The organism is Klenkia sp. AC732, from assembly GCF_979256525.1.
On record NZ_CEEDOS010000032.1, the window covers coordinates 23,815 to 48,155 of the forward strand.

Genomic DNA, 24,341 nt, shown 5'->3' on the forward strand with positions numbered 1-24,341 from the left:
CCGAGCAAGGGCTGCTCGATGTGACATCGAGCGGTCTCGTGCCGAGCAAGGGCTGCTCGATGTGACATCGAGCGGTCCGGCGCTGGGGAGGGGCGGCAGCGAGGGTCAGGCGCCGGTCGCCACCGGTCGCTGCGGGTCCGCCGACCACTCCGACCACGAGCCCGGCCACAGCGCGGCGTCGACCCCGGCGACGGCCAGCGCGGCCACCTGGTGTGCGGCGGTCACCCCGGAGCCGCAGTAGACGCCCACGGTCGTCCCCGGGGTCACGTCCAGCGCAGCGAACCGGTCGGCCAGGTCGGCGCGGAAGCGACCGGTCGGCGTCAGGTTGTCCGTGGTCGGTGCGCTCACCGCACCGGGCACGTGCCCGGCGCGGGGGTCGACCGGCTCGGCCTCGCCCCGGTACCGCTCCCCCGCCCGCGCGTCCAGCAGCACCCCACCGGTGCCGGGCAGTGCGGCGGCCTCGTCGGCGGTCAGCACCGGCATCCCGCCCCCGGTCAGCACCACGTCACCGGGCCCGGGGACGACGTCACCGGGCTCGACCGGACCGAGCCAGCCGGCCAACCCGCCGTCCAGGATGCGGACGTCGGCCACCCCGGCCCAGCGCAGCAGCCACCAGGCGCGGGCGGCCGCCGTCCCGGGGCCGGCGTCGTAGACCACGACCCGGTCGCCGGCGGAGACGCCCCAGCGCCGGGCGGCGGCCTGCAGGTCGGCGAGCTCGGGCAGCGGGTGCCGACCCGCGGCGGACGCCGGTGCGGCCAGCTCGGTGTCCAGGTCGACGTAGACCGCCCCCGGCAGGTGACCGGAGAGGTACCGCTCGCGGCCGAGGCTGTCGCCCAACGCCCAGCGGACGTCGAGCACCACCGCACCGGCGACGTCGTCGGGCCCGGCGAGCACGGGGGTCACCGCACGGACTCCAGCTCGGCGGTGAGCGCCGCGACCGCCTCGGGGCGGCCGTGGAACTGGGCGGGGGTGGCGGTGAAGACCGAGATCTTCCAGCGCCGCCCGTCCCGCACGACCACAGCGGTGTGCACGGCGTGCAGCCCGGGGTCCAGGCGACCGGTGCCGGGCTGGGCCATGCCGGCGACGGCGTGCAGCACGGCCACGCCGTCGCTGATCGAGCGCACGGAGCGGACCAGCCCGACGTAGGCCGGGGTCTGGTGGTCGGCGAACAGCCGGCGCATGTCGGCGGCGATCTGCAGCCGACCGTGGGTGCTGCTGCCGTCGAAGCCGACGACGTCGCCGTCGTCGGTCAGCACGGCGGAGACACGGGCGCCGCTGCGGGCGTTCCACCCGGCCAGGTACTCGGCGTAGACGGCGCGGATCTCGGCGTCGTCGGGGTGCAGGGCGGACAACGGGCCTCCGACGGGGTGGTGACGGCTGGGACTCCTGTGACGCTAGTGGTCAGGCCTGTGTGGCGGCGGGTGACACGGTCTCCTCGCGGTCGGAGAACTGCGTGCGGTACAGGTCGGCGTACCGGTGGCCCAGCGCCAGCAGCTCCTCGTGGGTGCCCTGCTCGACGATGCGCCCCTCGTCGACGACCAGGATCAGGTCGGCGGCCCGGATGGTGGACAGCCGGTGCGCGATGACCAGCGACGTCCGGCCGGTGAGCGCGGTGTCCAGCGCCTTCTGCACCGCGACCTCGCTCTCACTGTCCAGGTGCGCGGTCGCCTCGTCGAGGATGACGACACCGGGGCCCTTGAGCAGCACCCGGGCGATGGCCAGGCGCTGCTTCTCCCCGCCCGACATCCGGTAGCCGCGGTCCCCGACCACGGTGTCCAGGCCATCGGGCAGCGAGGCGACGAGCGCGGCGATCCGGGCGCCGGTGAGCGCGGCCCACAGCTGGTCCTCGGTGGCCTCGGGGCGGGCGTAGACCAGGTTGGCCCGGATCGTGTCGTGGAAGAGGTGGCTGTCCTGGCTGACGACGCCGATCGCGGCGCGCAGCGAGCCCGCGGTGGCCTGCCGGACGTCGAGCCCACCGACCCGGACGGCGCCGTCGGTGACGTCGTAGAGCCGGGGCACCAGGTTGGCGATGGTCGACTTCCCGGCCCCGGAGTGGCCGACGAGGGCGACCAGCTGGCCGGGCTCGGCCCGGAAGCTGATGTCGCGCAGCACGACCGTGGACCCGCCGTGCTCGGGCAGCGACAGGTCCTCCAGCGAGGCCAGCGACACCTGGTCGGCGGTCGGGTAGGAGAACGACACCCGGTCGAACTCCACCGAGCGGTCGTCGGCCGGGACCGGCCGGGCGTCGGGTGCCTCGGCGATCATCGGCTCCAGGTCGAGCACCTCGAAGACCCGGTCGAAGCTGACCATCGCGCTCATCACGTCCACCCGGACGTTGGACAGCGCGGTCAGCGGTCCGTACAGCCGGGACAGCAGCAGCGCCAGGGAGACCACCGCACCCGGGGACAGCGACCCGTCGAAGGCCAGCGAGCCGCCCAGGCCGTAGACCAGCGCGGTGGCCAGCGCGGCGACCAGGGTGAGGGCGGTGAAGAACGTGCGGCCGTACATGGCCGACAGCACCCCGATGTCGCGCACCCGGGCCGCGCGGGCCCGGAAGGACTCGACCTCGGCCTCGGGCCGGCCGAACAGCTTGACCAGCAGCGCACCGGCCACGTTGAACCGCTCGGTCATCGTGGCGTTCATCGAGGCATTGAGCCCGTAGGACTCCCGGGTGATCTCCTGCAGCTTGGAGCCGATCCGCTTGGCCGGGAGCACGAACAGCGGCACCAGCACGATCGAGAGCAGCGTGATCTGCCAGGACAGCGTCAGCATCACCCCGGCGGTGAGCACCAGCCCGATCGCGTTGGACACCACCCCGGACAGCGTCGAGGTGAACGCCTGCTGCGCGCCGATGACGTCGTTGTTGAGCCGGCTGACCAGCGCGCCGGTCTGGGTGCGGGTGAAGAACGCCACCGGCATCCGCTGCACGTGGGCGAACACCCGGGCGCGCAGGTCGTAGATGACGCCCTCCCCGATCCGGGAGGAGTACCAGCGCTGGGCCAACGAGCTGGCCGCGTCCACCAACGCCAGCCCGGCGATGAGGAACGCGATCCGCACGATGTCGGCGGCGGTGCCGTCCAGGCGGGCGATCCGGTTGACGATGTCGCCGGCCAGCAGCGGCGTCAGCACCCCGATCACCGCCGAGACGACGACCAGGGACAGGAAGAACGTCAGGTCCCGCCGGTAGGGCCCGGCGATCCCCAGGATCCGCTTGACCGTCCCCGCAGGGATCTCCCGGCCCGGCTGTGGGTTGCGCTGGAACGACCGCATGGCGGCCATCGAGGTCATGGGTGAGCTCACGGACTCCACCTCTCACGTGTCGGTGGGGCCAACCGGCGCAGCCGCGCCGGTGTTCCGGTCGGCGGTCGGTGGGTCAGCGGCCGGCGAGCGCGTGCAGCCGGGCCAGCTGGGCCGCCCGCTCGGCGGCGTCCTGACCCTCGGCGTCGACGGCCGCGGCCCGGCGGACCAGCTCCGCCGTCGCCCGGCTGGCGGCGACGTCGGGCCCCAGGATGCCTGCGACCAGCGCGATGACGGCGTCCTCGAGCTCCTCCGGCGCGACGACGGCGTTGGCCAGCCCACTGGCCAGCGCCTCGGCGGCGCCCACCCCGCGGCCGGTCAGGCACATCTCCAGGGCCCGCGAGTACCCGACGGCCTGCACCAGGGTGGAGGTGCCGGTCAGGTCGGGCACCAGCCCGAGCACGGCCTCCGGGAGCTTGAAGGTGGCCGCGGTGCTGCACACCCGCAGGTCGCAGGCCAGCGCCAGCTGCGCGCCGGCGCCGATGGCGTGCCCCTGCACGACGGCGACCGAGACGATGCCCGGGCGGCGCAGCCACCGGAAGCCGGCCTGGTACTCCCGGATCCGCTGCTGCGCGCCGTCGTCGCCGAGGGCGAGGAGGTCACCGAGGCCGCCGTCCTGGCCGGGGTCGGTGGAGAACAGCGAGCGGTCCAGGCCGGCGGAGAAGGCCCGGCCGGCGCCCCGGACGACCACGACGCGGACGTCCGGGTCGAGGGACTCCCCGATGGAGGCCAGCCGGTACCAGGTCTGCGGGGTCTGGGCGTTGAGCTGGTCGGCACGGTCCAGGGTGACGGTGAGGACCGCGCCGTCCCGGGCGGTGGTGACCCAGCCGTCGGCCGGGTCGCCGCTCACGACGCCTGGGAGCGGTTGGCGCCGCCGCGGCTGCGCAGCGTGGCGCCGGACTCGCTGAGCAGACGGTGCACGAAGCCGTAGGAGCGCCCGGTGGACGCCGCCAGCAGGCGGATGCTCTCCCCGGCGTCGTACCGCTTGCGCAGCTCGTCGGCGAGGGTGTTCCGGTCGTCCCCGGTGATCCGCTTGCCCTTGCCCAGTTCGGCGGCAGCGTCCGCTGCGGTCGAGTCGGCTGCGTTCGAGTCGGCCATGACTCCCCTCCGTGCCAGCGTCTCCACGCCCGCCGCGGACGGCGGTCGTGGTCCCCCACTGGTCTGCCGGTGCCGCGTCCTGGTGACGTCGGCCTCCCACAAGGATGATCACCCCTGTGCGGGACTGGCGCCCTTCGAAGGGGACTACGCCAGTTCGACGAGCTCCGCGAAGTCGGCGGACCAGGTGTCCTCGGTGCCGTCGGGCAGCAGGATGACCTTGTCCGGGTCCAGGGCGGTGACCGCGCCCTCGTCGTGGGTGACCAGCACGATCGCGCCCTGGTAGGTGCGCAGCGCCTCGAGCACCTGCTCGCGGCTGGCCGGGTCCAGGTTGTTGGTCGGCTCGTCCAGCAGCAGCACGTTCGCCGCCGAGCAGACCAGGGCGGCCATCGCCAGCCGGGTCTTCTCCCCACCGGACAGCGTGCCGGCCCGCTGGTCGACGGCGTCGCCGGAGAACAGGAACGCACCCAGGATGCGGCGCAGCTCGGTGGCGGTCTGGTCCGGGGCGGCGGACTGCATGATCTCCAGCAGCGAGCGGTCCATGTCCAGCGTCTCGTGCTCCTGGGCGTAGTAGCCCAGCCGCAGCCCGTGCCCGGCCTTGACCTCGCCGGTGTCGGGCTGCTCGGTGCCGGCCAGCATCCGCAGCAGGGTGGTCTTGCCGGCGCCGTTGAGGCCCAGCACGACGACCCGGGTGCCGCGGTCGATCGCCAGGTCCACGCCGGTGAAGATCTCCAGCGAGCCGTAGCTCTTGGACAGCCGCTCGGCGGTGAGCGGGGTCTTGCCGCACGGCGCCGGGGTCGGGAAACGCAGCTTGGCGACCCGGTCCTGCACCCGGACCTGCTCCAGGCCCGCGGCCAGGCGCTGGGCACGCTTGTCCATCGACTGGGCGGCCTTGGCCTTGGTCGCCTTGGCGCGCATCTTGTCCGCCTGCGCGGTCAGCGCGCCGATCTTCTTCTCGGCGTTGGCCCGCTCGGAGCGGCGACGGCGCTCGTCGGTCTCCCGGGCGTCCAGGTACCGCTTCCAGCCCAGGTTGTAGACGTCGACCGTGGCCCGGTTGGCGTCCAGGTGCCACACCTTGTTGACGACGGCGGCCAGCAGCTCGACGTCGTGGCTGATCACGATGAGCCCGGAGCGGTGGGTGGCCAGGAAGCCCTTGAGCCACGCGATGGAGTCCGCGTCCAGGTGGTTGGTGGGCTCGTCGAGCAGCAGCGTCTCGGCGTCGGAGAACAGGATGCGGGCCAGCTCGACGCGGCGGCGCTGGCCACCGGACAGCGTGTGCAGCGGCTGCTCGAGCACCCGGTCGGGCAGGCCCAGGTTGGTGCAGATGCGCGCGGCGTCGGACTCGGCGGCGTACCCGCCCATGGCGGCGAACTGGTCCTCGAGCCGGCCGTAGCGGCGCACGGCGCGGTCGCGCTCGGCGTCGTCGGCGGGCTCTGCCATCGCGATCTGGGCCTTGGTCAGCTGGGACTTGAGCTCGTCCAGGCCACGGCCGGACAGCACCCGGTCGCTGGCGCTGATCGACAGGTCGCCGCTGAGCGTGTCCTGCGGCAGGTAGCCCAGCTCGCCGACCTGGTCGACCTTGCCGGCGTGCGGCACCCGCTCACCGGCCAGCGTGGTGAGGGTGGTGGTCTTGCCGGCGCCGTTGCGCCCGACGAGCCCGATCCGGTCACCGGGCTGGACGCGGAGGTCGGCCTCGCTGATCAGGATGCGCGAGCCCGCGCGGAGCTCGAGGCCGGTGGTCGTGATCACTGAGCCCATGGTACTGGCGTCGGGGGCTGGAACCGACCCCTTGCCGGGGTGACATCGGTGGCACCCCGGGGAGGGTGGTGGTCAGCGGCCGGTCCACCCCGGGGCCTGCCGGCTGGTGAACGCAGCGACTCCGGCGGCGAAGTCGGCCGAGCCGTACACCCGGTCCAGGACGTCGTCGGCCTGCACCGGCACCGCGGCGGCGTGCAGCCGGCGCAGCGTCTCCTTGGCCGCCCACTGGGTGAGCGGGGCGTTGGCCAGCAGCTTGCCGACGACGTCGGCCGTGGTGGCGGTGACGTCGTCGGTCACCCGGGTGACGAACCCGGCGCTGCGGGCCTCCTCGACGTCGAGCAGCCGGGCGGTCATCACCATGTCGACGGTCCGGGCGTGCCCGAAGTGCCGCAGGGTGAGCGCGTAGCTGGCCGCGGACAACGTGTTGCCCAGCGTGCGGGCGATCGGGTAGCCGAAGCGGGCCGACCGGTCGGCGACCCGCAGGTCGGCGGCCGCGGCGATGGCCAGGCCGCCGCCGATGCAGAACCCGTCGATCGCCGCGACCACCGGCACGGTGACGGCGAGCAGCCGTCCGATGGTGGCGTCGATGCGGGCCTCGTAGGCCACCCCGGCCGGTCCGTCGAAACCGGCGAACTGGGCGATGTCGGTGCCGGCAACGAAGGCGTGGCCCCCGGCGCCACGCAGCACCACGACCCGGATCTCGTCGTCGGCGTCGGCGCGCTCGCACGCCTCGACCAGTCCCTCGTACATCGCGAACGTCATCGCGTTGCGCTGGGCGGGCCGGTCGAAGGTCACCGACAGGACCGGCCCCTCGACCGCGACCCGGATGTCGGCGCTCATGCCGGCGCCCCGGTCGTCGAGGACCCCAGCGGCGGGCCGGCGTTGTCCCGCCGGGTGGGCGTGCGGGAGAAGCGCATCGGCGAGCCCAGCTGGGTGACGGGGCCGATGGTCGGGTGCTCGGCCTCCCAGAGGAAGTCCCGGGCGGTGAGCGCCTCGTCGGTGAAGACCTCGTCGTAGGTCTGGATCGGCGCGCAGGGCACGCCGCCTCCCTGGAGGGCCTCGAGCACCTGCGCGGTGGTCAGCGTGGAGGTGACCTCCTCGATCGCCGCGATCAGGGCCGGGCGGTTCGCCATCCGGGCGCTGTTGTCGACGAAGCGGGGGTCCTCGGGCAGCGCGTCCAACCCGAGGGCCGTGCAGAACCGCAGCCACAGGCCGGGCGTGTTCGCGCCCACCGTCACATGACCGTCCGTGGTGACGACGGCCTGGTAGGGCGCCTGGGACTGGTGCGCAGCGCCCTGCGGGCCGGCGACGCCGCCGTCGCCGAAGTACCGACCGGCCTCCCACACCGCCAGGGACACCCCGGACTCGTACAGCGAGACGTCCAGGTGCTGGCCCTGACCGGAGCGGTCCCGCTCGCGCAGGGCAGCGGTGACCCCGAGCGCCACGTAGAGCGCGCACACCAGGTCGCACACCGGGACGCCGACCTTGGCCGGCCCGGAGTCGGGGAACCCGGTGATGCTCATCAGGCCCGAGCGGGCCTGCGCCATGACGTCCAGGCCCGGCTGCTGGGCCAGCGGCCCGTCCTGCCCCCAGCCCGAGGCCGAGGCGTAGACCAGCCGGGGGTGGTCGGCGGCCAGGTCCTCGTAGCCCAGCCCGAGCCGGCGCATCGCGCCCGGGCGGAGGTTCTCCACCAGCACGTCGGCGTCGGCGACGAGGTCGAGGAAGGCGGCGCGGCCCTCCTCGGACTTCAGGTCCAGCGCGACGGACTCCTTGTTCCGGTTGATCCGCAGGAACGCCGAGCCCTCCCCCTGCACGAGGGGGGCGTTGCCGCGGACGAAGTCGCCGGTGCCGGGGGTCTCCACCTTCACCACCCGGGCACCCAGGTCGGCCAGCTGCATGCTGGCCCAGGGCGCGGCGATGAAGGAGCCGACCTCGACGACGGTGACGCCGGTCAGCGGTGGTGCGGTCGGTGCGGTCACGTGCGGGTCCTCTCGCTGGTGGGGTCGGTCGGGTGTGCTGTCACAGCACGAGGCTCAGCAGCAGGACGACGCCCAGCCCGACGACCGAGGCCACCGAGGTCGACGTCCCGACGACCTTGACGGCGCCCTTGGTGGTCTGACCCAGCAGGTTCTTGGCCATCCAGAAGAAGTTGCTGTGCACCGTCATCAGGAACAGCGCGCCGGAGGCGGCGGCCAGTGCGATGAGCACCGGGTCGATGCCGGCGCCGGCGGCGACCGGGCCGAGGATGCCGGCGGCGGTGATGGCCGCGACGCTGACCGAGCCGATGGCCACGTGCAGCACGACGGCGATCAGCCAGGCCAGCAGGATCGGCGGACCGGCGCTGGACTCGAAGAACTGGCCCAGGACGTCGCCCAGGCCGGTGGCCTTGACCAGCCCGGCCAGCGAACCGCCCAGGCCGGTGAGCAGCAGCACCTCACCGAGGTTGGTGAACGAGCGGTCCAGGGACCGCTTGACCCCGGTCTGCCCGCGGTACACCTGCACCAGGACGACGGAGGCGAAGGCGCCGATGAGCAGGGCGATGGTCGGCGTCGCCAGGAACGTCAGCAGCGCGGCCTCGACGCCGAACACGTCGGTGAGCGAACCGGCGGCGATGAGCAGCAGCGAGACCACCACCGGGGCGACGGCGAGCCCGATGGGCACCCGTCGTCCCTCGGTCTGCGTCTCGGTCCGGGCGGGCGCGGTGGCCACGGCGCCGCCGGCACCGCCCGGGGTGGCGGAGCCCCCGGCGGACCCGTCCTCGGGCAGGTCCACGCCGTCGAGGCGGTCGAAGGTGACCCGGTCCTCGTCGGTGGCCGGGTCCCAGAACCGGGTGCGCTCGATGAGCACCTGCAGCACGAAGACGGTGACCACGATGGTGACGACGCCGGCGAGGGTGCCGAAGAGCAGGTAGCGCCACAGCGGGATGTCGATGACGCCGGCCAGGGCCAGCGAGCCGACGCTGGGGATCATCATGGTGAGGCCGACGAGGATGCCGGTGACCAGCGCGGAGGCGACCCGCGGGATGCCCTTGTCCCCCACCGTTCGGGCCATGCCGCGGGCGATCGGGGCGGTCACCACCAGCATGACGTCGGCGAAGATCGACTGCAGCGCCGTGCCCGCGGTGACGGCGAGGGCGTAGGGCGAGCGCCGGGGCCCGAAGGCCCGCAGCAGCCCGCGGACGATCCGGTCGATGACGCCCAGCTCGCTCATCGTCGTCCCCAGCGTGATGCCGAAGGCGATGAGCAGGCCGATCTCGGCCAGGATCGAGCCGAAGCCGGTGGTGAGGGTCTCCACCGTGCCGTCCAGGCCGAGTCCCGAGGCGATGCCGAGGTAGAGGATGCCGGCCAGCAGGGCGAAGACCGGGTGGACCTTGAGCAGCACGATCAGGGCGATGACGCCGATGATCGTGATGGCGGTGTGCATCAGCAGGATGCCGTCGGACATGGGCGCGGACCTTCGTGTCGGCCGCGTCCGGGTGGGCGCGGCGCCTCGGCAGCGAGGCGGTGTGTGGTCGGACCTCAGTGGTCGGACCACACCGTAGCGGGGCCCCTGTGACCTGGGCTACTCCGGCCCTCTTGGTTCCGTTGGCGTGTCGAGGGCGGCACCCGGCCAGCAGGGAGGGCGCCCGGGGCGCTGACGTGCTCGTACGCTCACCCCGTGCGGGCCACCGAGATCGTCCTGCGGCACGTCGAGGACCAGCTGCAGGACGGGTCGCTGCTCGTCGGCATGCGACTGCCCGGGGAACGGGCGCTGGCCGAGCAGTGCGGGGTGTCCCGCGGCTCGGTGCGCGAGGCCCTGCAGGTGCTCGCCGCCATGGGCGTCGTCCGCCGGTCGGTGGGCTCCGGCGCCGACGCCGGTGCGGTGCTCATCGCCGAACCGCTCGCCCCGCTGAGCTCCGCGCTGCGGCTGCACGTGGCCACCAGGGCCTTCCCGGTCGCCGACGTCGTGGAGACCCGGGTGATGCTGGAGTCCGGTGCGGTCGCCGCCGCCGCCCGCGCCGGCGCACCCCTGGACGGCGTGCTGGAACTCCTCGCCGCCATGGAGGACCGGGCCCTCGACGTCCGCGCCTTCCTGCACCTGGACGCCCAGCTCCACGTGGCCATGGCCGAGCTGTCGGGCAACGTGCTGGTGGGCGCAGTGATGGCCTCACTGCGGTCCTCCATCGAGACCTACGTGCAGGCCTCGGTCCCGCACGTGGCCGATTGGGACTCCCTGCTGGACCGGCTCCGCCGGGAGCACCGCGGGGTCGTGGAGGCCATCGCCGCCGCGGACCCGGACGCTGCCGCCGACCTCGTCTCCCGGCACATCCGGGGCTTCTACGCCTCCTCGGGGCTGTCACCCGCTCCCTGACCGCTGCGGGCGCCCCGGCGCACCCCTACCGTGGTCGGGAGGCCCTGCCGACCACTCCACCCCGACGTCCACCCGCAGCCCGGCCCGGAGGTGACCGTGAGCGCTCCACCGCGCCCGTCGCGCCCGGTGCCCCCGCTGCCCTACCCGGTGGAGTCCTACCCGCCGCAGGTCCGGGCCGCCCCGCTGCGCGACCGCGTCACCCCGCAGCAGCTGCTGCTGGGCGGCGGTGCGGTGGCCGTCGTCGGCACCGGGCTGGCCGCGCTCACCGTCGGCAACCCGCTGGGTGTGGCCGTCGTGGTCGGGTTGCTGCTGGTCTGCGCGGCACTGGCGGTGCTGGCCGGGCACGCCGGCAGCCGCACCGCCGGTGAGGCGCTCGCGCTCAGTGCGGTGGCCTCGGCGGGCGCACTGGTCGGGGTGGGTGCCACCTCGGCACCCGACGGGCCACTCGCCGCCGCCACGCTGTCCGGCTTCGTGGCGGCGGCGGCGCTCGCGCTGTGGCCGTTGAGCCCCCAGCTGCGCACCTGGCCCGTGACCGCCTGGGTCGCCGGCCAGGTCGCCGTGCTCGTCCTCGTGCTGGACACCGGGGTCTCCGGGGTAACGGCGGCCGCGGTCCTGCTGACGGTCGCCGTGACGGGACTGGTCGTCGCCCGGCTCGGTTCCGACGCGGTCGCCTGGACCGGGCTGCTCGGCGCGGTGCCCTGGTGGGTGTGCGGCGTCGTCGTCGCCGAGCGGGTGGCCTGGTCGGGCGCGGACCCGCTGCCGGCGGCCGGGCTGGCCGTCGGTGCCGCCGTCGGGCTGCTCCTCACCGCCTCCCCGGACGTGCCCCAGCTGCCCACCCGCGGCCTGGTGCCGGTGCTGTCCGGGCTGACCGCCGGGACGGCCGTCGGCGGTGCGGCGCTGACCGGCCCTCCGGGCTGGGTGCTCGGCGCCGGCTTCCTGGGCTTGGGGCTCGCCGCCGTGGTGGCGGTCGCCGCCTCCCGTGGACCCGACTGGGTGCCCCGCGACGCCGGCCTCACCGCAGCCGTCACCCTGACCACGCTCTCCTGCGCCGGACTGGGGCGTGCGGGCCGCTGGGGGGACCTGGGCCTGCTGCTGGTGGCCACCGCCGCCGCCGCGGCCCTGCTGTCCGCGCGCAGCCGGGGCACCCGCCCCTCCACCGTCCCGGTCACCGTGGGCGCCGCGGCCGCCGCGGTCGTGCTGCTGACCACCACCGGCCCGGTGTCGCCGTCCGGGGTGGCCGTCGTGCTGGTCGCCATCGCCGTCACCGCGCTCGGGGAGGCCGTGGTGCTCGCCGTGGTCCTCCCCCGCCGGGCCGCCTCGCGGGTCGCCTCCTGGGTGCGGTCCCGGGTCGGCGGTCGCGCCGCCCGGCGACCGGCCCCCGCCGACGTCCGCGACGCCTTCGCCGCCCGCGACACCGGCCGCACCGAGGAGCCCCGGCTCTCGCTGCGCCGCCCCGCGGGTGACTCCCCCGACGAGCGGGCTGCCGCGCCCACCGCCACCACCGGTGCGCTCGTCGGCGCCCTCGGGGTCGGGACGGCGGCGTCGGCCGGTGCGTGGGCGGTCACCGCGGTGCTGCTCGCCGTCCTCGGCCTGGCGCTCATGGGGCACGGCGACGTCACCCGGGAGCGGACCACCCGGGTGCTGGGCGGCCTGGCACTGGTCGCCGCGGCCTGGTCGGCCGGAGCCCAGCTGGGCTGGTCGGCGGTCGAGGTGGTGACGGTCCCCGCGGGCGTCGTGCTGCTGGCCGGGGACTGGCGGCGGCTGCCGCACGGTGCGTCCTGGGCGGCCTGGGGCCCGGGTCTGGCCGTCGGCCTGCTGCCCTCGGTCGCCTGGACGCTGGTCGACCCCACCCCGCTGCGGCAGGTGCTGGTGCTGCTGGCGGCGCTGGTCTGCGTGGTCGGCGGGCTCGGTGGCGCGGTGCGGGCACCGTTCGTGCTCGGCCTGGTCGCCGTCGTGGGCGTGACCGTCGGCTGGCTGCTGGACGGCGTCCCCACCCCGTGGCTGGCCGCCCTCCTGGTGGTGGGCGCGCTGCTGCTGGCCCTCGGCGCCGCCCGGGAGCGGCAGCGCCGGCGCGGCGATCGAGTGCCGTCCCGGCTGCGCACCTTCCGCTGACCCGGTCCGGGCCCGCCGCTCAGGAGCCGAAGAGGGACTCGGCGCAGACGACGCGGTAGCCCGCGGCCAGGAACGACCGCAGCGACGCGGTGTTGGCCGGGGCGACCTGGGCCCAGAGCGGACCGTCCACCAGGGCCGGTGCGGCGGCGGCCATCGCGGCACCCAGCCCGCGGCCCCGGGCAGCCGGGTCCACCTCGATGCTGACCTCCCACCGGCCGGTGAGACCCCGCCCCAGCGTCAGCAGCGCCGCGGCGTCGGGAGTGCCGAGCACGCGGACGTCGGTGCGGTGGAGGTGCGCCCGCTGCACCCGGGGGTGCCCGGCTGCTTCCAGTGGCTGCAACGGGAGGGCCGGGCGCACCGGGGCCGCGGGCGCGACCAGCACGGCGTCCACCACGCCCGGTTCGACCCCGGTCTCGTCGGCCAGCGCGGCCAGGAACCGGGCCGACAGCGGCGCGGCGATCGGGTCTGGGGAGGCCGCGGTCCACGCGCTCACCCAGCCGGGGTCGACGTCCGCGCCGACCACCGCCCACGCGGTTCCACCGACGACGACAGCTCGCGCCCCGAGGGGCGCGGGCTGTGTCGTGACGCTGCCGTCAGCGGCGGGGTCGACGCCCGCAACCAGGTCCGCCAGCACCGCCGGGAGCGGTCCTCCGACCCTGTCCTGCGGCCTGCCTGCAGGAGTCCGCGGCGTGCGAGGCGAGGTGCTGGAACCGCCTTGCTGCAGGGACCCACCGCGAGCTCGCTCGTGGTGGGAGGCAGCAAGGTCCTCGGTCAGACCCGGAAGCCCAGTGCGCGCAGCTGCTCGCGACCGTCGTCGGTGATCTTGTCCGGGCCCCACGGCGGCATCCACACCCAGTTGATCCGGATGTCGTCGACCAGGCCGGGGCCGGGGCCGCCGGTGAGGGCCTGGCGGGCCTGGTCCTCGATGACGTCGGTCAGCGGGCAGGCCGCCGAGGTCAGCGTCATGTCGATGACGGCGACGTTGGAGTCGTCGACCTCCAGGCCGTAGACCAGGCCCAGGTCGACGACGTTCACGCCGAGTTCGGGGTCGACCACGTCGCGCATGGCCTCCTCGAGCTCCTCGAGGTCGGCCTTGATGAACGGGGCCCTGGGCGCCGCGGCGGCGGCGGGCGCCGACGTCGCGTCAGCGACGGGGGCATCGACGGCGGTGGTGTCGACGGCGGTGGTGTCGACGGCGGTGGTGTCGACGGCGGTGGTGTCGGTGGTCTCGCTCATGCGGGCTCTCCCGTGGTCGTCGCTTCGGTGGGCTCCCAGGCCCGGGCGCTGGCGTCCTTGAGGGCCATCCAGCTCATCAGCGCGCACTTGACCCGCGCCGGGTACTTCGACACCCCGGCGAACGCGACGGCGTCCTCCAGGCTGTCCTCGAGCTCGTCGGCCACGGACGTGTCGCCTTTGGCCTGCATCAGCCGCACGAAGTCCTCACCGGTGGCCAGCGCCTCCGGCACGCTCTTGCCGACGACCAGGTCGTACATCGCCGACACCGAGGCCTGGCTGATCGAGCAGCCCTGCCCCTCGTAGGAGACGTCGGTGAGGGTGTCGCCCTCGACCTTGACCCGCAGGGTCACCTCGTCCCCGCAGGTGGGGTTGACGTGGTGCACCTCGGCGTCGAACGGGTCGCGCAGACCGCGGCCGTGCGGGTTCCGGTAGTGGTCCAGGATGATCTCCTGGTACATGTCCTGCAGCTTCATCAGGCTCCCTCCTCCACCGCGTCAACACCGAAGAAGCGCTGGGCATGCCGGACGCCCTCGACGAGTGCGTCGACGTCGTCGTAGCCGGTGTGCACGTAGAACGTGGCCCGGGTGGTGGCCGGCACCCCCATGCGGCGCACGACCGGCCAGGCGCAGTGGTGCCCGACCCGGACGGCGATGCCCTGGTCGTCGAGGACCTGCCCGACGTCGTGCGGGTGGATGCCCTCGACGACGAAGCTGATCGCCCCGCCGCGGGCGACGGTGTCGGGCGGGCCGATGACCCGCACGCCCGGGATGGACTGCAGCTGCTCGAGGGCGTAGCCGGTCAGCGCCTCCTCGTGCGCGAGCACGGTGTCCATGCCCAGCGCCGTGAGGTAGTCGCACGCCGCGGCCAGCCCGATGACCTGCGCGGTCATCGGCACCCCGGCCTCGAAGCGCTGCGGCGGCGGGGCGAAGGTGCTGCCCTCCATCCGGACGACCTCGATCATCGAGCCACCGGTCAGGAACGGCGGCAGTGCGTCCAGGACCTCGGACCGGCCCCACAGCACGCCGACCCCGGTGGGCCCCAGCATCTTGTGCCCGGAGAACACCAGGAAGTCCGCGCCGAGGGCGGCCACGTCGACCGGCTGGTGCGGCACCGACTGGGCGCCGTCGACCATCACCAACGCGCCCACGGCGTGCGCGCGCTCGATGATCGGGGCCAGCGGCGGCATGGTGCCCAGGATGTTGGACTGCTGGGTGACCGTGACGAGCTTGGTGCGCTCGTTGACCACGGTGTCCAGGTCCGACAGGTCCAGGCGACCGTCGTCGGTGAGGCCCAGCCAGCGCAGCGTGGCGCCGGTGCGCTCGCACAGCTGCTGCCACGGGATCAGGTTGGCGTGGTGCTCCATCTCGGTGACGACGATCTCGTCGCCCTGCCCCACGGCGTACCGGTGGAACTCGGGCTCCTTGGCGGTGACGGCGTTGCTCATCGCGTAGGCCACGAGGTTGATCGCCTCGGTGGAGTTGCGGGTGAACACGACCTCGTCGGACTGCGCGCCGATGAAGGAGGCGATCGTCGCCCGGGCCTGCTCGTAGGCCTCGGTGGCCTCCTCGGCCAGGGCGTGCGCGCCGCGGTGCGGGGCGGCGTTGACGTTCTCGTAGAACCAACGCTCGGCGTCGAGCACCTGGCGTGGCTTCTGCGAGGTGGCGCCGGAGTCCAGGTAGACCAGCCGCTTCCCGTCCCGGACCGTGCGGTCCAGGATCGGGAAGTCGGCGCGGACCGCCTCGACGTCCAGCGGGAGCGGTGCGCGCCCCTGTGCTCCCGAGGGAGCCGCGGAGCGTGAGGCGGTCACGGTCATGCCGTGGCCGACCCGCTCAGCGAGGCAGCGGCGTCCGAGGCGACCAGCGCGTCGGCGTCGGCCTTGAGGTAGGCGGCGTAGCCCTCGGCCTCGAGCTTGTCGGCCAGCTCCTTGCCGCCCTCCTCGACGACCCGGCCGGCGACGAAGACGTGCACGAAGTCGGGCTCGATGTAGCGCAGGATCCGCGTGTAGTGCGTGATCAGCAGGACGCCCACGGAGCTGTTGGCCTTGGCCCGGTTGACGCCCTCGGAGACGACGCGCAGGGCGTCGACGTCCAGACCGGAGTCGGTCTCGTCGAGGATCGCCATCTTGGGCTTGAGCAGGCCCATCTGGAGGATCTCGTGGCGCTTCTTCTCACCACCGGAGAAGCCCTCGTTGACGTTGCGCTCGGCGAAGGCGGCGTCCATCTCGAGCGCCTCCATCTCGGTGCGCACGTCCTTGACCCAGGTGCGCAGCTTCGGCGCCTGGCCGGTGACGGCGGTGGCCGCGGTGCGCAGGAAGTTCGACACCGAGACGCCGGGGACCTCGACCGGGTACTGCATGGCCAGGAACAGGCCGGCCCGGGCGCGCTCGTCGACGGTCATCGCGAGGACGTCCTCGCCGTCGAGGGTGACGGTGCCACCGGTGATCGTGTACTTCGGGTGCCCGGCGATGGAGTACGCCAGGGTGGACTTGCCCGAGCCGTTGGGGCCCATGATCGCGTGGGTCTCGCCGCTGCGGATGGTGAGGTCGACGCCGCGGAGGATCTCCTTGGTCTCGTCACCCTCCCCGACCGTCACGTGCAGGTCGCGGATCTCCAGCACGCTGCCGGTGGTCTCGCTCATGTCATGCCTCTCAGTTCGTCTCGGCCGCGGAGGTGTCGACGAGGACGTCGACGTAGATGCTGTCGCCCTCGACGCGGACCGGGTGGGTGGTGACCGGCTTGTTCGCCGGCAGGTTGGTGGGCGCACCGGTGCGCAGGTCGAAGCACGACCCGTGCCAGGTGCACTCGATGGTGGGGACGCCGTCGACGATCTCGACGTCCCCGTCGCTCAGCGGGTAGTCCTGGTGCGAGCACAGGTCGGTCAGGGCGTACACCTGACCCTCGTGCCGCGCCACGACGAGCTCGATGGCATCTGCGCCGTCGCCGACGGAGACCGGGAGGGCCTCGCCGTCGGCGACCTCGGAGAGGGAGCAGACCCGCTGGTAGCTCATGCCGGCTGGAGCTCGCCCTGCTCGACGTCCTGCTCCTCGAGGCCCGGGAGGGCACCCAGCCGCTGCTCGATGGTGCCCATCAGGCGGTCGGCCAGCTCGGGGACGGCGATCTTCTGCACCACGTCGGCGAAGAAGCCGCGGACGACCAGGCGGCGGGCGGTCTCGGCGTCGATCCCCCGCGAGCAGAGGTAGAACAGCTGCTCGTCGTCGAACCGGCCGGTGGCGCTGGCGTGGCCGGCGCTGACGATCTCGCCGGTCTCGATCTCCAGGTTGGGCACCGAGTCGGCGCGGGCGCCGTCGGTGAGCACCAGGTTGCGGTTGAGCTCGTAGGTCTCGGTGCCGGTGGCCGCGGGGCGGATCCGGACGTCGCCGACCCACACCGTGTGCGCTTCCTCGCCCTGCAGCGCGCCCTTGTAGACGACGTTGCTGACGCAGTTCGGCGTCGCGTGGTCGACCCAGAGCCGGTGCTCCTGGTGCTGGGTCTCGTCGGCGAAGTAGACGCCGGAGAGGTCCGCGGTGCCGCCGGGGCCGGCGTACTCGACGTTGCTGACCAGCCGGACCAGGTCCCCGCCCAGGGTCACGACGACCTGGCGGAAGGTGGCGTCCCGGCCGACGACGGCGTCGTACTGACCGCCGTGGGCCGTGCCCGGCTCCCACTCCTGGACGCTGATGAGCTCGACGTGCGCGCCGTCGCCGACGAGCACCACCACCCCGCCGGAGTACTTGGCAGAGCCGGAGTGGTCCAGCACGACGGTGGCCTTGGCGAACGCGCCGACCTCGATGACGGTCTGGCCCCACACGACGTCGTCGGAGCCGGTGCCGCGCAGCGACAGCGTGACCGGACGGTCCAGCTGCGCCTCCGCGGGCACCCGGACGACGGTCGCACCGCCCGCGCGGACGCGGGTGAGGGCGGCGAGCCGGTCGACGGGCTCGGGCAGACCCTTGAGCAGCGGGTCGTCGGCGCCGACGGTGGTCAGCTCGACCCCGTCGGGCAGGTCCGACGTCAGCTCCAGGCGGGCGTCGGAGTCCGCGCCCTCCAGCAGCGGGCGGACCCGCTTCATCGGGGTGAAGCGCCACTGCTCCTCCCGACCCGTGACGACGGCGAAGTCGTCGGGGTCGGCGGAGGTGAACCGCTCGGCCGGCGAACCGGTCGGGGTCGGGCCACCGTGGCTGTGCGACCCCGGCCCGGCACCGGCGGTGCCGGTGTCGGAGGCGGGGGTGGTCGGCGGGCCGGCCTGTGCGCCGACGCCGGGAGCGAAGAGCTCGCTGGCCAGCGCGGCGGACTCGGCCGGTCCGGCGATCGTGTCGGGGGTGTCAGTGTTCTCCGGCATCAGCCGACGGCACCTTCCATCTGCAGCTCGATCAGGCGGTTCAGCTCGAGGGCGTACTCCATCGGCAGCTCCCGGGCGATCGGCTCGACGAAGCCGCGCACGACCATCGCCATCGCCTCGTCCTCGGACAGACCACGGCTCATCAGGTAGAAGAGCTGGTCCTCACTCACCCGGGAGACGGTCGCCTCGTGGCCCATGGACACGTCGTCCTCGCGGACGTCGACGTAGGGGTAGGTGTCCGAGCGGCTGATCGTGTCGACCAGCAGCGCGTCGCACTTCACCGTGGAGCGGGAGCCGTGGGCGCCCTCGTCGATCTGCACCAGGCCCCGGTAGGAGGTCCGGCCGCCACCGCGGGCGACGGACTTGCTGATGATGTTCGAGGAGGTGTGCGGGGCGGCGTGCACCATCTTGGCGCCGGCGTCCTGGTGCTGGCCCTCGCCGGCGAAGGCGATCGAGAGCACCTCGCCCTTGGCGTGCTCACCGGTCATCCACACGGCCGGGTACTTCATCGTCACCTTGGAGCCGATGTTGCCGTCGACCCACTCCATGGTCGCGCCCTCGTGGGCCACGGCCCGCTTGGTGACCAGGTTGTAGACGTTGTTCGACCAGTTCTGGATGGTCGTGTACCGGCAGCGGGCGTTCTTCTTCACGATGATCTCGACGACCGCGGAGTGCAGCGAGTCCGACTTGTAGATCGGCGCGGTGCAGCCCTCGACGTAGTGCACGTAGGCACCCTCGTCGATGATCATGAGCGTCCGCTCGAACTGGCCCATGTTCTCGGTGTTGATCCGGAAGTAGGCCTGCAGCGGGATCTCCACGTTGACGCCCGGGGGCACGTAGATGAAGGAGCCACCGGACCAGACGGCGGTGTTCAGCGCGGAGAACTTGTTGTCCCCGGAGGGGATCACCGAGCCGAAGTACTCGCGGAACAGGTCCTCGTGCTCGCGCAGCGCGGTGTCGGTGTCCAGGAACAGGACGCCCTGCTGCTCGAGGTCCTCACGGATCGAGTGGTAGACGACCTCGGACTCGTACTGGGCCGCGACGCCGGAGACCAGGCGCTGCTTCTCGGCCTCCGGGATGCCCAGCTTGTCGTAGGTGTTCTTGATGTCGGCCGGGAGGTCGTCCCAGGTCGCGGCCTGCTTCTCCGTCGACTTCACGAAGTACTTGATGTTGTCGAAGTCGATGCCGGAGAGGTCGGAGCCCCAGTCGGGCATGGGCTTCTTGCCGAAGAGCTTGAGGGCCTTGAGGCGGCGCTCGAGCATCCACTCGGGCTCGTTCTTGCGGCGCGAGATGTCGCGGACGACCTCTTCGTTGATGCCACGACGGGACGAGGCGCCGGCGACGTCGGCGTCCGCCCAGCCGTACTTGTAGCGGCCGAGCTGGTCGATCTGCTCGTCCTGCGTCAGCGGGGTGACGGGCTGCTCTGTGGTGGTCATGCGGGCGTCCTCTCCCGGGCGATCTGGCGGGTGTGGCTCGGTGCGGGGCGGGGTGGTGCGTCCGCCCGCTCTCTCGGTACAGGGCTCCCGGGGCGGGTTGTGTTCCCGCTCCGTCGGCTCCCGGGTATGTGGGTGGTGCAGACCCCGTCGCCGTGGGCGATGGTGGCCAGGCGTTGGACGTGCGTGCCGACCAGCCGCCCGATGACCGCGGTCTCGGCCTCGCACAGCTGGGGGAACTCCGCGGCGACGTGGGCCACCGGGCAGTGGTGCTGGCACAGCTGGCCGCCGCTGGAGATGGCCGACGCCGAGGCCGCGTAGCCCTCGGCGGTGAGCGCCTCGGCCAGGACCTGGGCCCGGTCGACCGGCTCGGGGCCGGTCGTCGAGGCGGCCCGCTCGACGGCGGTGGAGCAGCGCTCCTCCAGGCCGGCCAGCTGGCGCTCGGCGACGTCCCGGACGGCGTCGGGGCCGCCGTGCGCGGCGACGAACCGCAGCGCGGTGAGCGCCAGGTCGTCGTAGGCGTGCGGGAAGCCTGAGCGGCCGGCGTCGGTGAGGCTGAAGTGCCGGGCCGGGCGACCGCGGCCGCGGACCGAGCCGGGCAACGAGCGCTCGGCGACCCGGCCCTCGGCCACCAGGCCGTCCAGGTGCCGGCGGACGGCGGCCGGCGAGACGCCCAGGCGGGTGGCCAGCTCGGTGGCGGTCTGCGCGCCGTGCTCCAGCAGCAGACCCGTCACACGGTCACGGGTGCGCCCGTCGTCGGCCGGTGCCGACGGACGGGCGGACTGCGCCGCAGTGGATTCCACAACACGAGTGTGCGCTATTTCGCGGGGCTCGCAAGCAAGGTCGCCCTAACCCGAACGCGCCGGTCACGGGCGCAGGGAGGGGCCTCGGTGGACCCCTCCCCGCGCTCGTGGCACCCGGTGCCAGGTCAGACGGTCGCCGGCTCCCCGACGGTGAACCGCAGCTCGCCGTCGACGACGTCGACACGCAGCCGCTGCCCCTTGCCCAGGTCGCCGCTCAGGACCATCCGGGACAGCGGGTTGTCCACCGACCGCTGGATGGCCCGGCGCAGCGGCCGGGCACCGAACGCCGGCTCGTGGCCCCGCTGCGCCAGCCAGGTCACCGCCTCGGGGCTGAACTCCACCCCGATGTCCTGCGCGCTGAGCCGCCGACGGGTCTCCTCCAGCAACAGGTCGGTGATCCGCTCCAGCTGGTCGGCCTCCAGCTGCCGGAAGACGACGATCTCGTCGATCCGGTTGAGGAACTCGGGCCGGAAGGACTCCCGCAGCCGCCGCATGACGGCGTCCCGGACGTCGTTGCCCGACCCGTCGGAGGAGGTGAAGCCCAGCGGCCCGCGGGCGGCGTTGACGATCGCCTCCGAGCCCAGGTTCGACGTCATCACCACGACGGTGTTGGCGAAGGACACCGTGCGACCGCGGGAGTCGGTCAGCCGACCGTCGTCCAGCAGTTGCAGGAGCGTGTTGAACACGTCCGGGTGCGCCTTCTCCACCTCGTCGAGCAGCACCACCGAGTAGGGGTTGCGGCGGACCGCCTCGGTCAGCTGACCGGCGTCCTCGTAGCCGACGTAGCCGGGGGGCGAGCCGACCAGCCGACTGACCGTGTGCCGCTCGGAGTACTCGCTCATGTCCAGCCGGACCATCTTGTCCTGGTCACCGAACAGCGCCTCGGCCAGCGCGCGGGCCAGCTCGGTCTTGCCGACGCCGGTCGGGCCCAGGAAGAGGAAGCTGCCGATCGGCCGGTCCGGGTCGCCGAGACCCGCCCGCGAGCGGCGGATCGCCTCGGAGACGACCTCGACGGCCTCGTCCTGACCGACCACCCGGGCGTGCAGCACGTCCTCCAGCCGCAGCAGGCGGTCACGCTCCTCCTCGGTCAGCTGGGCCACCGGGATGCCGGTGGACCGGGACACGACCTCGGCGATCTCGGCCACCCCCACCTCGGGGATGCCCGCCTCACCGCCGGTGCGGGCCTGGCTCAGCCGCTGCTGCGCCGCGGCCAGCTCGTCGCGCAGGCTGGAGGCGGTCTCGTAGTGCTCGGCGGCGACGGCCTGGTCCTTCTCCCGGCCCAGCCGCTCCACCTCCTGCTCCAGGGAGCGCAGGTCAGTGGTCGGCGTCTTGACCCGCAGCCTCACCCGGGCGCCGGCCTGGTCGATCAGGTCGATGGCCTTGTCGGGCAGGAAGCGGTCGGCCACGTAGCGGTCGGACAGCTCGGCCGCGGCCACCACCGCCTCGTCGGTGAACCGCACCTGGTGGTGGGCCTCGTAGCGGTCCCGCAGGCCGCGCAGGATCTCGATGGTGTCCAGCACGCTGGGCTCGGGCACCAGGATCGGCTGGAAGCGCCGCTCCAGGGCCGGGTCCTGCTCGATGCTGGTCCGGTACTCGTCCAGCGTCGTCGCGCCGATGACGTGCAGCTCGCCACGGGCCAGCGCCGGCTTGAGCATGTTGCCCGCCCCGGCCGAGCCCTCCGAGCCCCCGGCGTCGACCACGGTGTGCAGCTCGTCGACGAAGACCAGCACCTCGGCGCTGTTGTCCCGGATCTCGTCGATCACCTTCTTCAGGCGCTCCTCGAAGTCGCCGCGGTAGCGGGTGCCGGCGACCAGACCGGTGAGGTCCAGCTCCACCAGCCGCCGGCCGCGCAGCTGCTCGGGGACGTCACCGGAGACGATCGCGGCGGCGATGCCCTCCACGATCGCGGTCTTGCCGACGCCGGCCTCACCGATCAGCACCGGGTTGTTCTTGGTGCGGCGGGACAACACCTCGATGGTCTGCTCGATCTCCGAGGCCCGGCCGATGACCGGGTCGATCTTCCCGTCGCGGGCCATCGCCGTGAGGTCCCGGCCGTACTCGTCCAGCGTCGGCGTGCTCGAGGGCGGCTGCTCCGCGCTGCCACCGCCCCCGCCCCCGACCGGGACGCCGGCCGCGGCCCGCTGCAACGCCTCGGGCGTCACCCGGGAGACGGACAGGAAGCGGCCCGCCCCGGACTCCGGGTTCAGCGCCAGGGCGAAGAGCAGGTGCTCGGGCCCGATGTAGGTCGAACCGCTGGCCCGGGACACCTGGTGGGCGTCCAGCAGGGCCCGCTTGGCCGCGGGGGTCAGCACCGGCGGCTGCTCGGTGGCCTCACCGCGGCGCAGCGCCGCCTCCAGCTGACCGGCCAGCTGCCCCGGGTCCGCACCGGCACGGGAGAGCAGGCCGCGGGTGGGCTCGTGGCCGGCGAGCGCCCAGAGCAGGTGCTCGGCGTCCAGGTCCCGGCTGCCCCAGGCCGCGGCCTGGTGGGCAGCCGCGCCGACCACCTGGCGGGCCTGGTCGGACAGCAGCGCGGTGATGTCCACCCGCTGCATGCCCCGGCGGGCGCCCGAGCCGAGGAAGGCGGCGAAGAAGTCGTCGAAGGGGCTCCTGCCGGAGCCGGAGTCGAAGGGGTCGGTCACGGTGGTCACTCCTGGGGGTCGTCCTGCGCCGACTCCGCCCCGCCGGGTCTCGGCGGGGGGCCGTGCGCCGCGGGGGCCGGTCCGGGGCCGTCGCCCCGGGTGCCCTGCGCTGCCGGACACAGCGCTCACGCAGGGGGTGACCTTCCCCGCTTCGCCACCGGCGAACACGGCCTGCCCCCGACGGCCACCTACGCTGGGTCCGTGCCGGTCTCCTCTGCCGTCGTCAGCCGCGTCGCGCTCGCCAACGTCGTCGCCAACGGGCTCATCGTGGTCACCGGGGGCGCCGTCCGGCTCACCGGATCCGGCCTCGGCTGCCCGACCTGGCCCGAGTGCACCGACGGCTCCATCGCCCCGACCCCCGAGCTCGCCGGCCACGGCCTGATCGAGTTCGGCAACCGGCTGCTGACCTTCGTCGTCGCCGTCATCGCCATCGCGACCGTCGTCGTGGTGTGGCGCTCGGCCCGGCGCGAGCTGCGGAGGTGGGCGGTGGCCAGCTTCCTGGGCATCCCCGCGCAGGCCCTGCTCGGCGGGGTCACCGTGCTCACCGGGCTGAACCCGTGGACGGTGGCCGCGCACTTCCTGCTGTCCATGGTCCTGGTGGCCGTGGCGACCACGCTGTGGCTGCGGTCCCGGGAACCGGGCGTGGGCCAGCTGCTGGTCCGGCGTCCCATCGCACTGCTGGTCACCGGCATCGCCGCCACGGTCGCCGCGGTCCAGGTGTTCGGCACCGTCGTCACCGGTTCCGGTCCGCACAGCGGTGACCCCGACGCCGGCCGCACCGGCCTGGACGCCGAGCTGGTCAGCCAGCTGCACGCCGACGTCGTCTTCCTGCTGATCGGGCTCACCGTCGCGCTGCTGGTCGCGCTGTACGCCACCGACTCCCCCGGTCGGGTCCGCCGGGCCGCCCGCGACCTGCTGGTGGTCGAGCTGGCCCAGGGCGTCATCGGCTACGTGCAGTACTTCACCGACCTGCCCGTCGTGCTGGTGCTCCTCCACATGGCCGGCGCCGTCCTCATCTCGGCCTACACCGCCCGGCTGCTGTGGGCCGTCCGCGGGCCGGCGTCCGAACTGCCGGTCGACGCGCCCGCCGAGCCGTTCGCCGCCGCGCGCTGACCCACGGGGCCGCGCGCCCCACCGAGTGACTCCTGAGGGGGCGCCGACACCCGTCGGACGCCCCCTCAGCCGTCGGTCGGCAGATCGCCGGGCCCGCCCCCGGGTCTCGTGCGGCGAGTGACACGTGAGCGTGGACCACCGGCCGACGGGTCCACGCCCAGCTGTCA

At 73.7% G+C, this 24,341-nt stretch carries 22 protein-coding genes; 3 read left to right on the forward strand and 19 right to left on the reverse strand.

Features of this window, described 5'->3' with window-relative positions; genetic code table 11:
- Positions 1-105 precede the first annotated feature (105 nt).
- From AC0IVP_RS15355 to AC0IVP_RS15395, 9 genes are all read right to left on the reverse strand, one after another.
- Positions 106-903, reverse strand: coding sequence for a sulfurtransferase (locus AC0IVP_RS15355; protein ID WP_471757628.1), 798 nt, complete (start codon positions 901-903; stop codon positions 106-108).
- The gene (locus AC0IVP_RS15360) at positions 900-1,352 is read right to left on the reverse strand and encodes an SgcJ/EcaC family oxidoreductase (protein WP_056300851.1); all 453 of its coding nucleotides are present in this window, start codon (positions 1,350-1,352) and stop codon (positions 900-902) included. The genes AC0IVP_RS15355 and AC0IVP_RS15360 overlap by 4 nt, the downstream gene beginning before the upstream one ends.
- A 49-nt stretch (positions 1,353-1,401) precedes the next feature.
- Positions 1,402-3,300 carry an ABC transporter ATP-binding protein gene (locus AC0IVP_RS15365; protein WP_471757630.1) on the reverse strand — a complete coding sequence of 633 codons (1,899 nt, stop codon included), beginning with the start codon at positions 3,298-3,300 and terminating at the stop codon, positions 1,402-1,404.
- Between the two features lie 73 nt (positions 3,301-3,373).
- Positions 3,374-4,147, reverse strand: a complete 774-nt coding sequence (locus AC0IVP_RS15370) for an enoyl-CoA hydratase/isomerase family protein (RefSeq protein ID WP_471757632.1) — start codon at positions 4,145-4,147, stop codon at positions 3,374-3,376.
- Positions 4,144-4,395: a helix-turn-helix domain-containing protein gene (locus AC0IVP_RS15375; RefSeq protein WP_056300858.1), complete on the reverse strand. Its 252-nt coding sequence runs from the start codon at positions 4,393-4,395 to the stop codon at positions 4,144-4,146. The genes AC0IVP_RS15370 and AC0IVP_RS15375 overlap by 4 nt, the downstream gene beginning before the upstream one ends.
- Positions 4,396-4,539: 144 nt before the next feature.
- Entirely contained in the window at positions 4,540-6,141 is a 1,602-nt protein-coding gene (abc-f, locus tag AC0IVP_RS15380; RefSeq protein WP_056300868.1) for a ribosomal protection-like ABC-F family protein, read from the reverse strand.
- Between the two features lie 81 nt (positions 6,142-6,222).
- The gene (locus tag AC0IVP_RS15385) at positions 6,223-6,990 is read right to left on the reverse strand and encodes an enoyl-CoA hydratase (protein ID WP_471757634.1); all 768 of its coding nucleotides are present in this window, start codon (positions 6,988-6,990) and stop codon (positions 6,223-6,225) included.
- Entirely contained in the window at positions 6,987-8,129 is a 1,143-nt protein-coding gene (locus AC0IVP_RS15390) for a CaiB/BaiF CoA transferase family protein (protein ID WP_471757636.1), read from the reverse strand. The genes AC0IVP_RS15385 and AC0IVP_RS15390 overlap by 4 nt, the downstream gene beginning before the upstream one ends.
- A 40-nt stretch (positions 8,130-8,169) precedes the next feature.
- Positions 8,170-9,594, reverse strand: a complete 1,425-nt coding sequence (locus tag AC0IVP_RS15395) for a GntP family permease (RefSeq protein WP_471757638.1) — start codon at positions 9,592-9,594, stop codon at positions 8,170-8,172.
- Between the two features lie 213 nt (positions 9,595-9,807).
- Here AC0IVP_RS15395 and AC0IVP_RS15400 point away from each other — a divergent pair, with 213 nt between their 5' ends.
- Positions 9,808-10,500 carry a FadR/GntR family transcriptional regulator gene (locus AC0IVP_RS15400; protein WP_056300880.1) on the forward strand — a complete coding sequence of 231 codons (693 nt, stop codon included), beginning with the start codon at positions 9,808-9,810 and terminating at the stop codon, positions 10,498-10,500.
- A 96-nt stretch (positions 10,501-10,596) separates the two neighbouring features.
- Positions 10,597-12,612, forward strand: coding sequence for an SCO7613 C-terminal domain-containing membrane protein (locus tag AC0IVP_RS15405; RefSeq protein ID WP_471757640.1), 2,016 nt, complete (start codon positions 10,597-10,599; stop codon positions 12,610-12,612).
- A 19-nt stretch (positions 12,613-12,631) separates the two neighbouring features.
- Here AC0IVP_RS15405 and AC0IVP_RS15410 read toward each other — a convergent pair whose 3' ends face one another.
- The 10 genes from AC0IVP_RS15410 to AC0IVP_RS15455 all read right to left on the reverse strand — a co-directional run bounded on the left by AC0IVP_RS15410 (position 12,632) and on the right by AC0IVP_RS15455 (position 23,061).
- Positions 12,632-13,105, reverse strand: coding sequence for a hypothetical protein (locus tag AC0IVP_RS15410; RefSeq protein WP_471757642.1), 474 nt, complete (start codon positions 13,103-13,105; stop codon positions 12,632-12,634).
- A 278-nt stretch (positions 13,106-13,383) separates the two neighbouring features.
- Positions 13,384-13,848, reverse strand: a complete 465-nt coding sequence (locus AC0IVP_RS15415) for a metal-sulfur cluster assembly factor (RefSeq protein WP_471757644.1) — start codon at positions 13,846-13,848, stop codon at positions 13,384-13,386.
- A complete protein-coding gene (sufU, locus tag AC0IVP_RS15420) occupies positions 13,845-14,321 on the reverse strand; it encodes a Fe-S cluster assembly sulfur transfer protein SufU (protein ID WP_056300894.1) in 477 nt (158 codons plus the stop codon). The genes AC0IVP_RS15415 and sufU overlap by 4 nt, the downstream gene beginning before the upstream one ends.
- Positions 14,321-15,661, reverse strand: a complete 1,341-nt coding sequence (locus AC0IVP_RS15425) for a cysteine desulfurase (RefSeq protein WP_471757646.1) — start codon at positions 15,659-15,661, stop codon at positions 14,321-14,323. Before AC0IVP_RS15425 ends, sufU begins: the two co-directional genes overlap by 1 nt.
- Positions 15,658-16,485 (reverse strand): Fe-S cluster assembly ATPase SufC, encoded by an 828-nt coding sequence (gene sufC / locus AC0IVP_RS15430; RefSeq protein WP_471757648.1) that lies wholly within the window; start codon positions 16,483-16,485, stop codon positions 15,658-15,660. The genes AC0IVP_RS15425 and sufC overlap by 4 nt, the downstream gene beginning before the upstream one ends.
- 10 nt (positions 16,486-16,495) lie before the next feature.
- Positions 16,496-16,855 carry a Rieske (2Fe-2S) protein gene (locus AC0IVP_RS15435; protein ID WP_056300902.1) on the reverse strand — a complete coding sequence of 120 codons (360 nt, stop codon included), beginning with the start codon at positions 16,853-16,855 and terminating at the stop codon, positions 16,496-16,498.
- Complete coding sequence (sufD, locus tag AC0IVP_RS15440; protein ID WP_056300905.1) at positions 16,852-18,186, reverse strand: Fe-S cluster assembly protein SufD; 1,335 nt, start codon at positions 18,184-18,186, stop codon at positions 16,852-16,854. Before sufD ends, AC0IVP_RS15435 begins: the two co-directional genes overlap by 4 nt.
- The gene (gene sufB, locus AC0IVP_RS15445; RefSeq protein ID WP_056300907.1) at positions 18,186-19,622 is read right to left on the reverse strand and encodes a Fe-S cluster assembly protein SufB; all 1,437 of its coding nucleotides are present in this window, start codon (positions 19,620-19,622) and stop codon (positions 18,186-18,188) included. The genes sufD and sufB overlap by 1 nt, the downstream gene beginning before the upstream one ends.
- On the reverse strand, positions 19,619-20,353 hold the full coding sequence (locus AC0IVP_RS15450) for a helix-turn-helix transcriptional regulator (protein WP_471757650.1): 735 nt from the start codon (positions 20,351-20,353) through the stop codon (positions 19,619-19,621). The genes sufB and AC0IVP_RS15450 overlap by 4 nt, the downstream gene beginning before the upstream one ends.
- 194 nt (positions 20,354-20,547) lie before the next feature.
- A complete protein-coding gene (locus AC0IVP_RS15455; protein ID WP_056301220.1) occupies positions 20,548-23,061 on the reverse strand; it encodes an ATP-dependent Clp protease ATP-binding subunit in 2,514 nt (837 codons plus the stop codon).
- A gap of 201 nt (positions 23,062-23,262) precedes the next feature.
- Between AC0IVP_RS15455 and AC0IVP_RS15460 the strand changes: the two genes are divergently transcribed.
- Entirely contained in the window at positions 23,263-24,174 is a 912-nt protein-coding gene (locus AC0IVP_RS15460; RefSeq protein WP_056300913.1) for a COX15/CtaA family protein, read from the forward strand.
- Positions 24,175-24,341 lie beyond the last annotated feature (167 nt).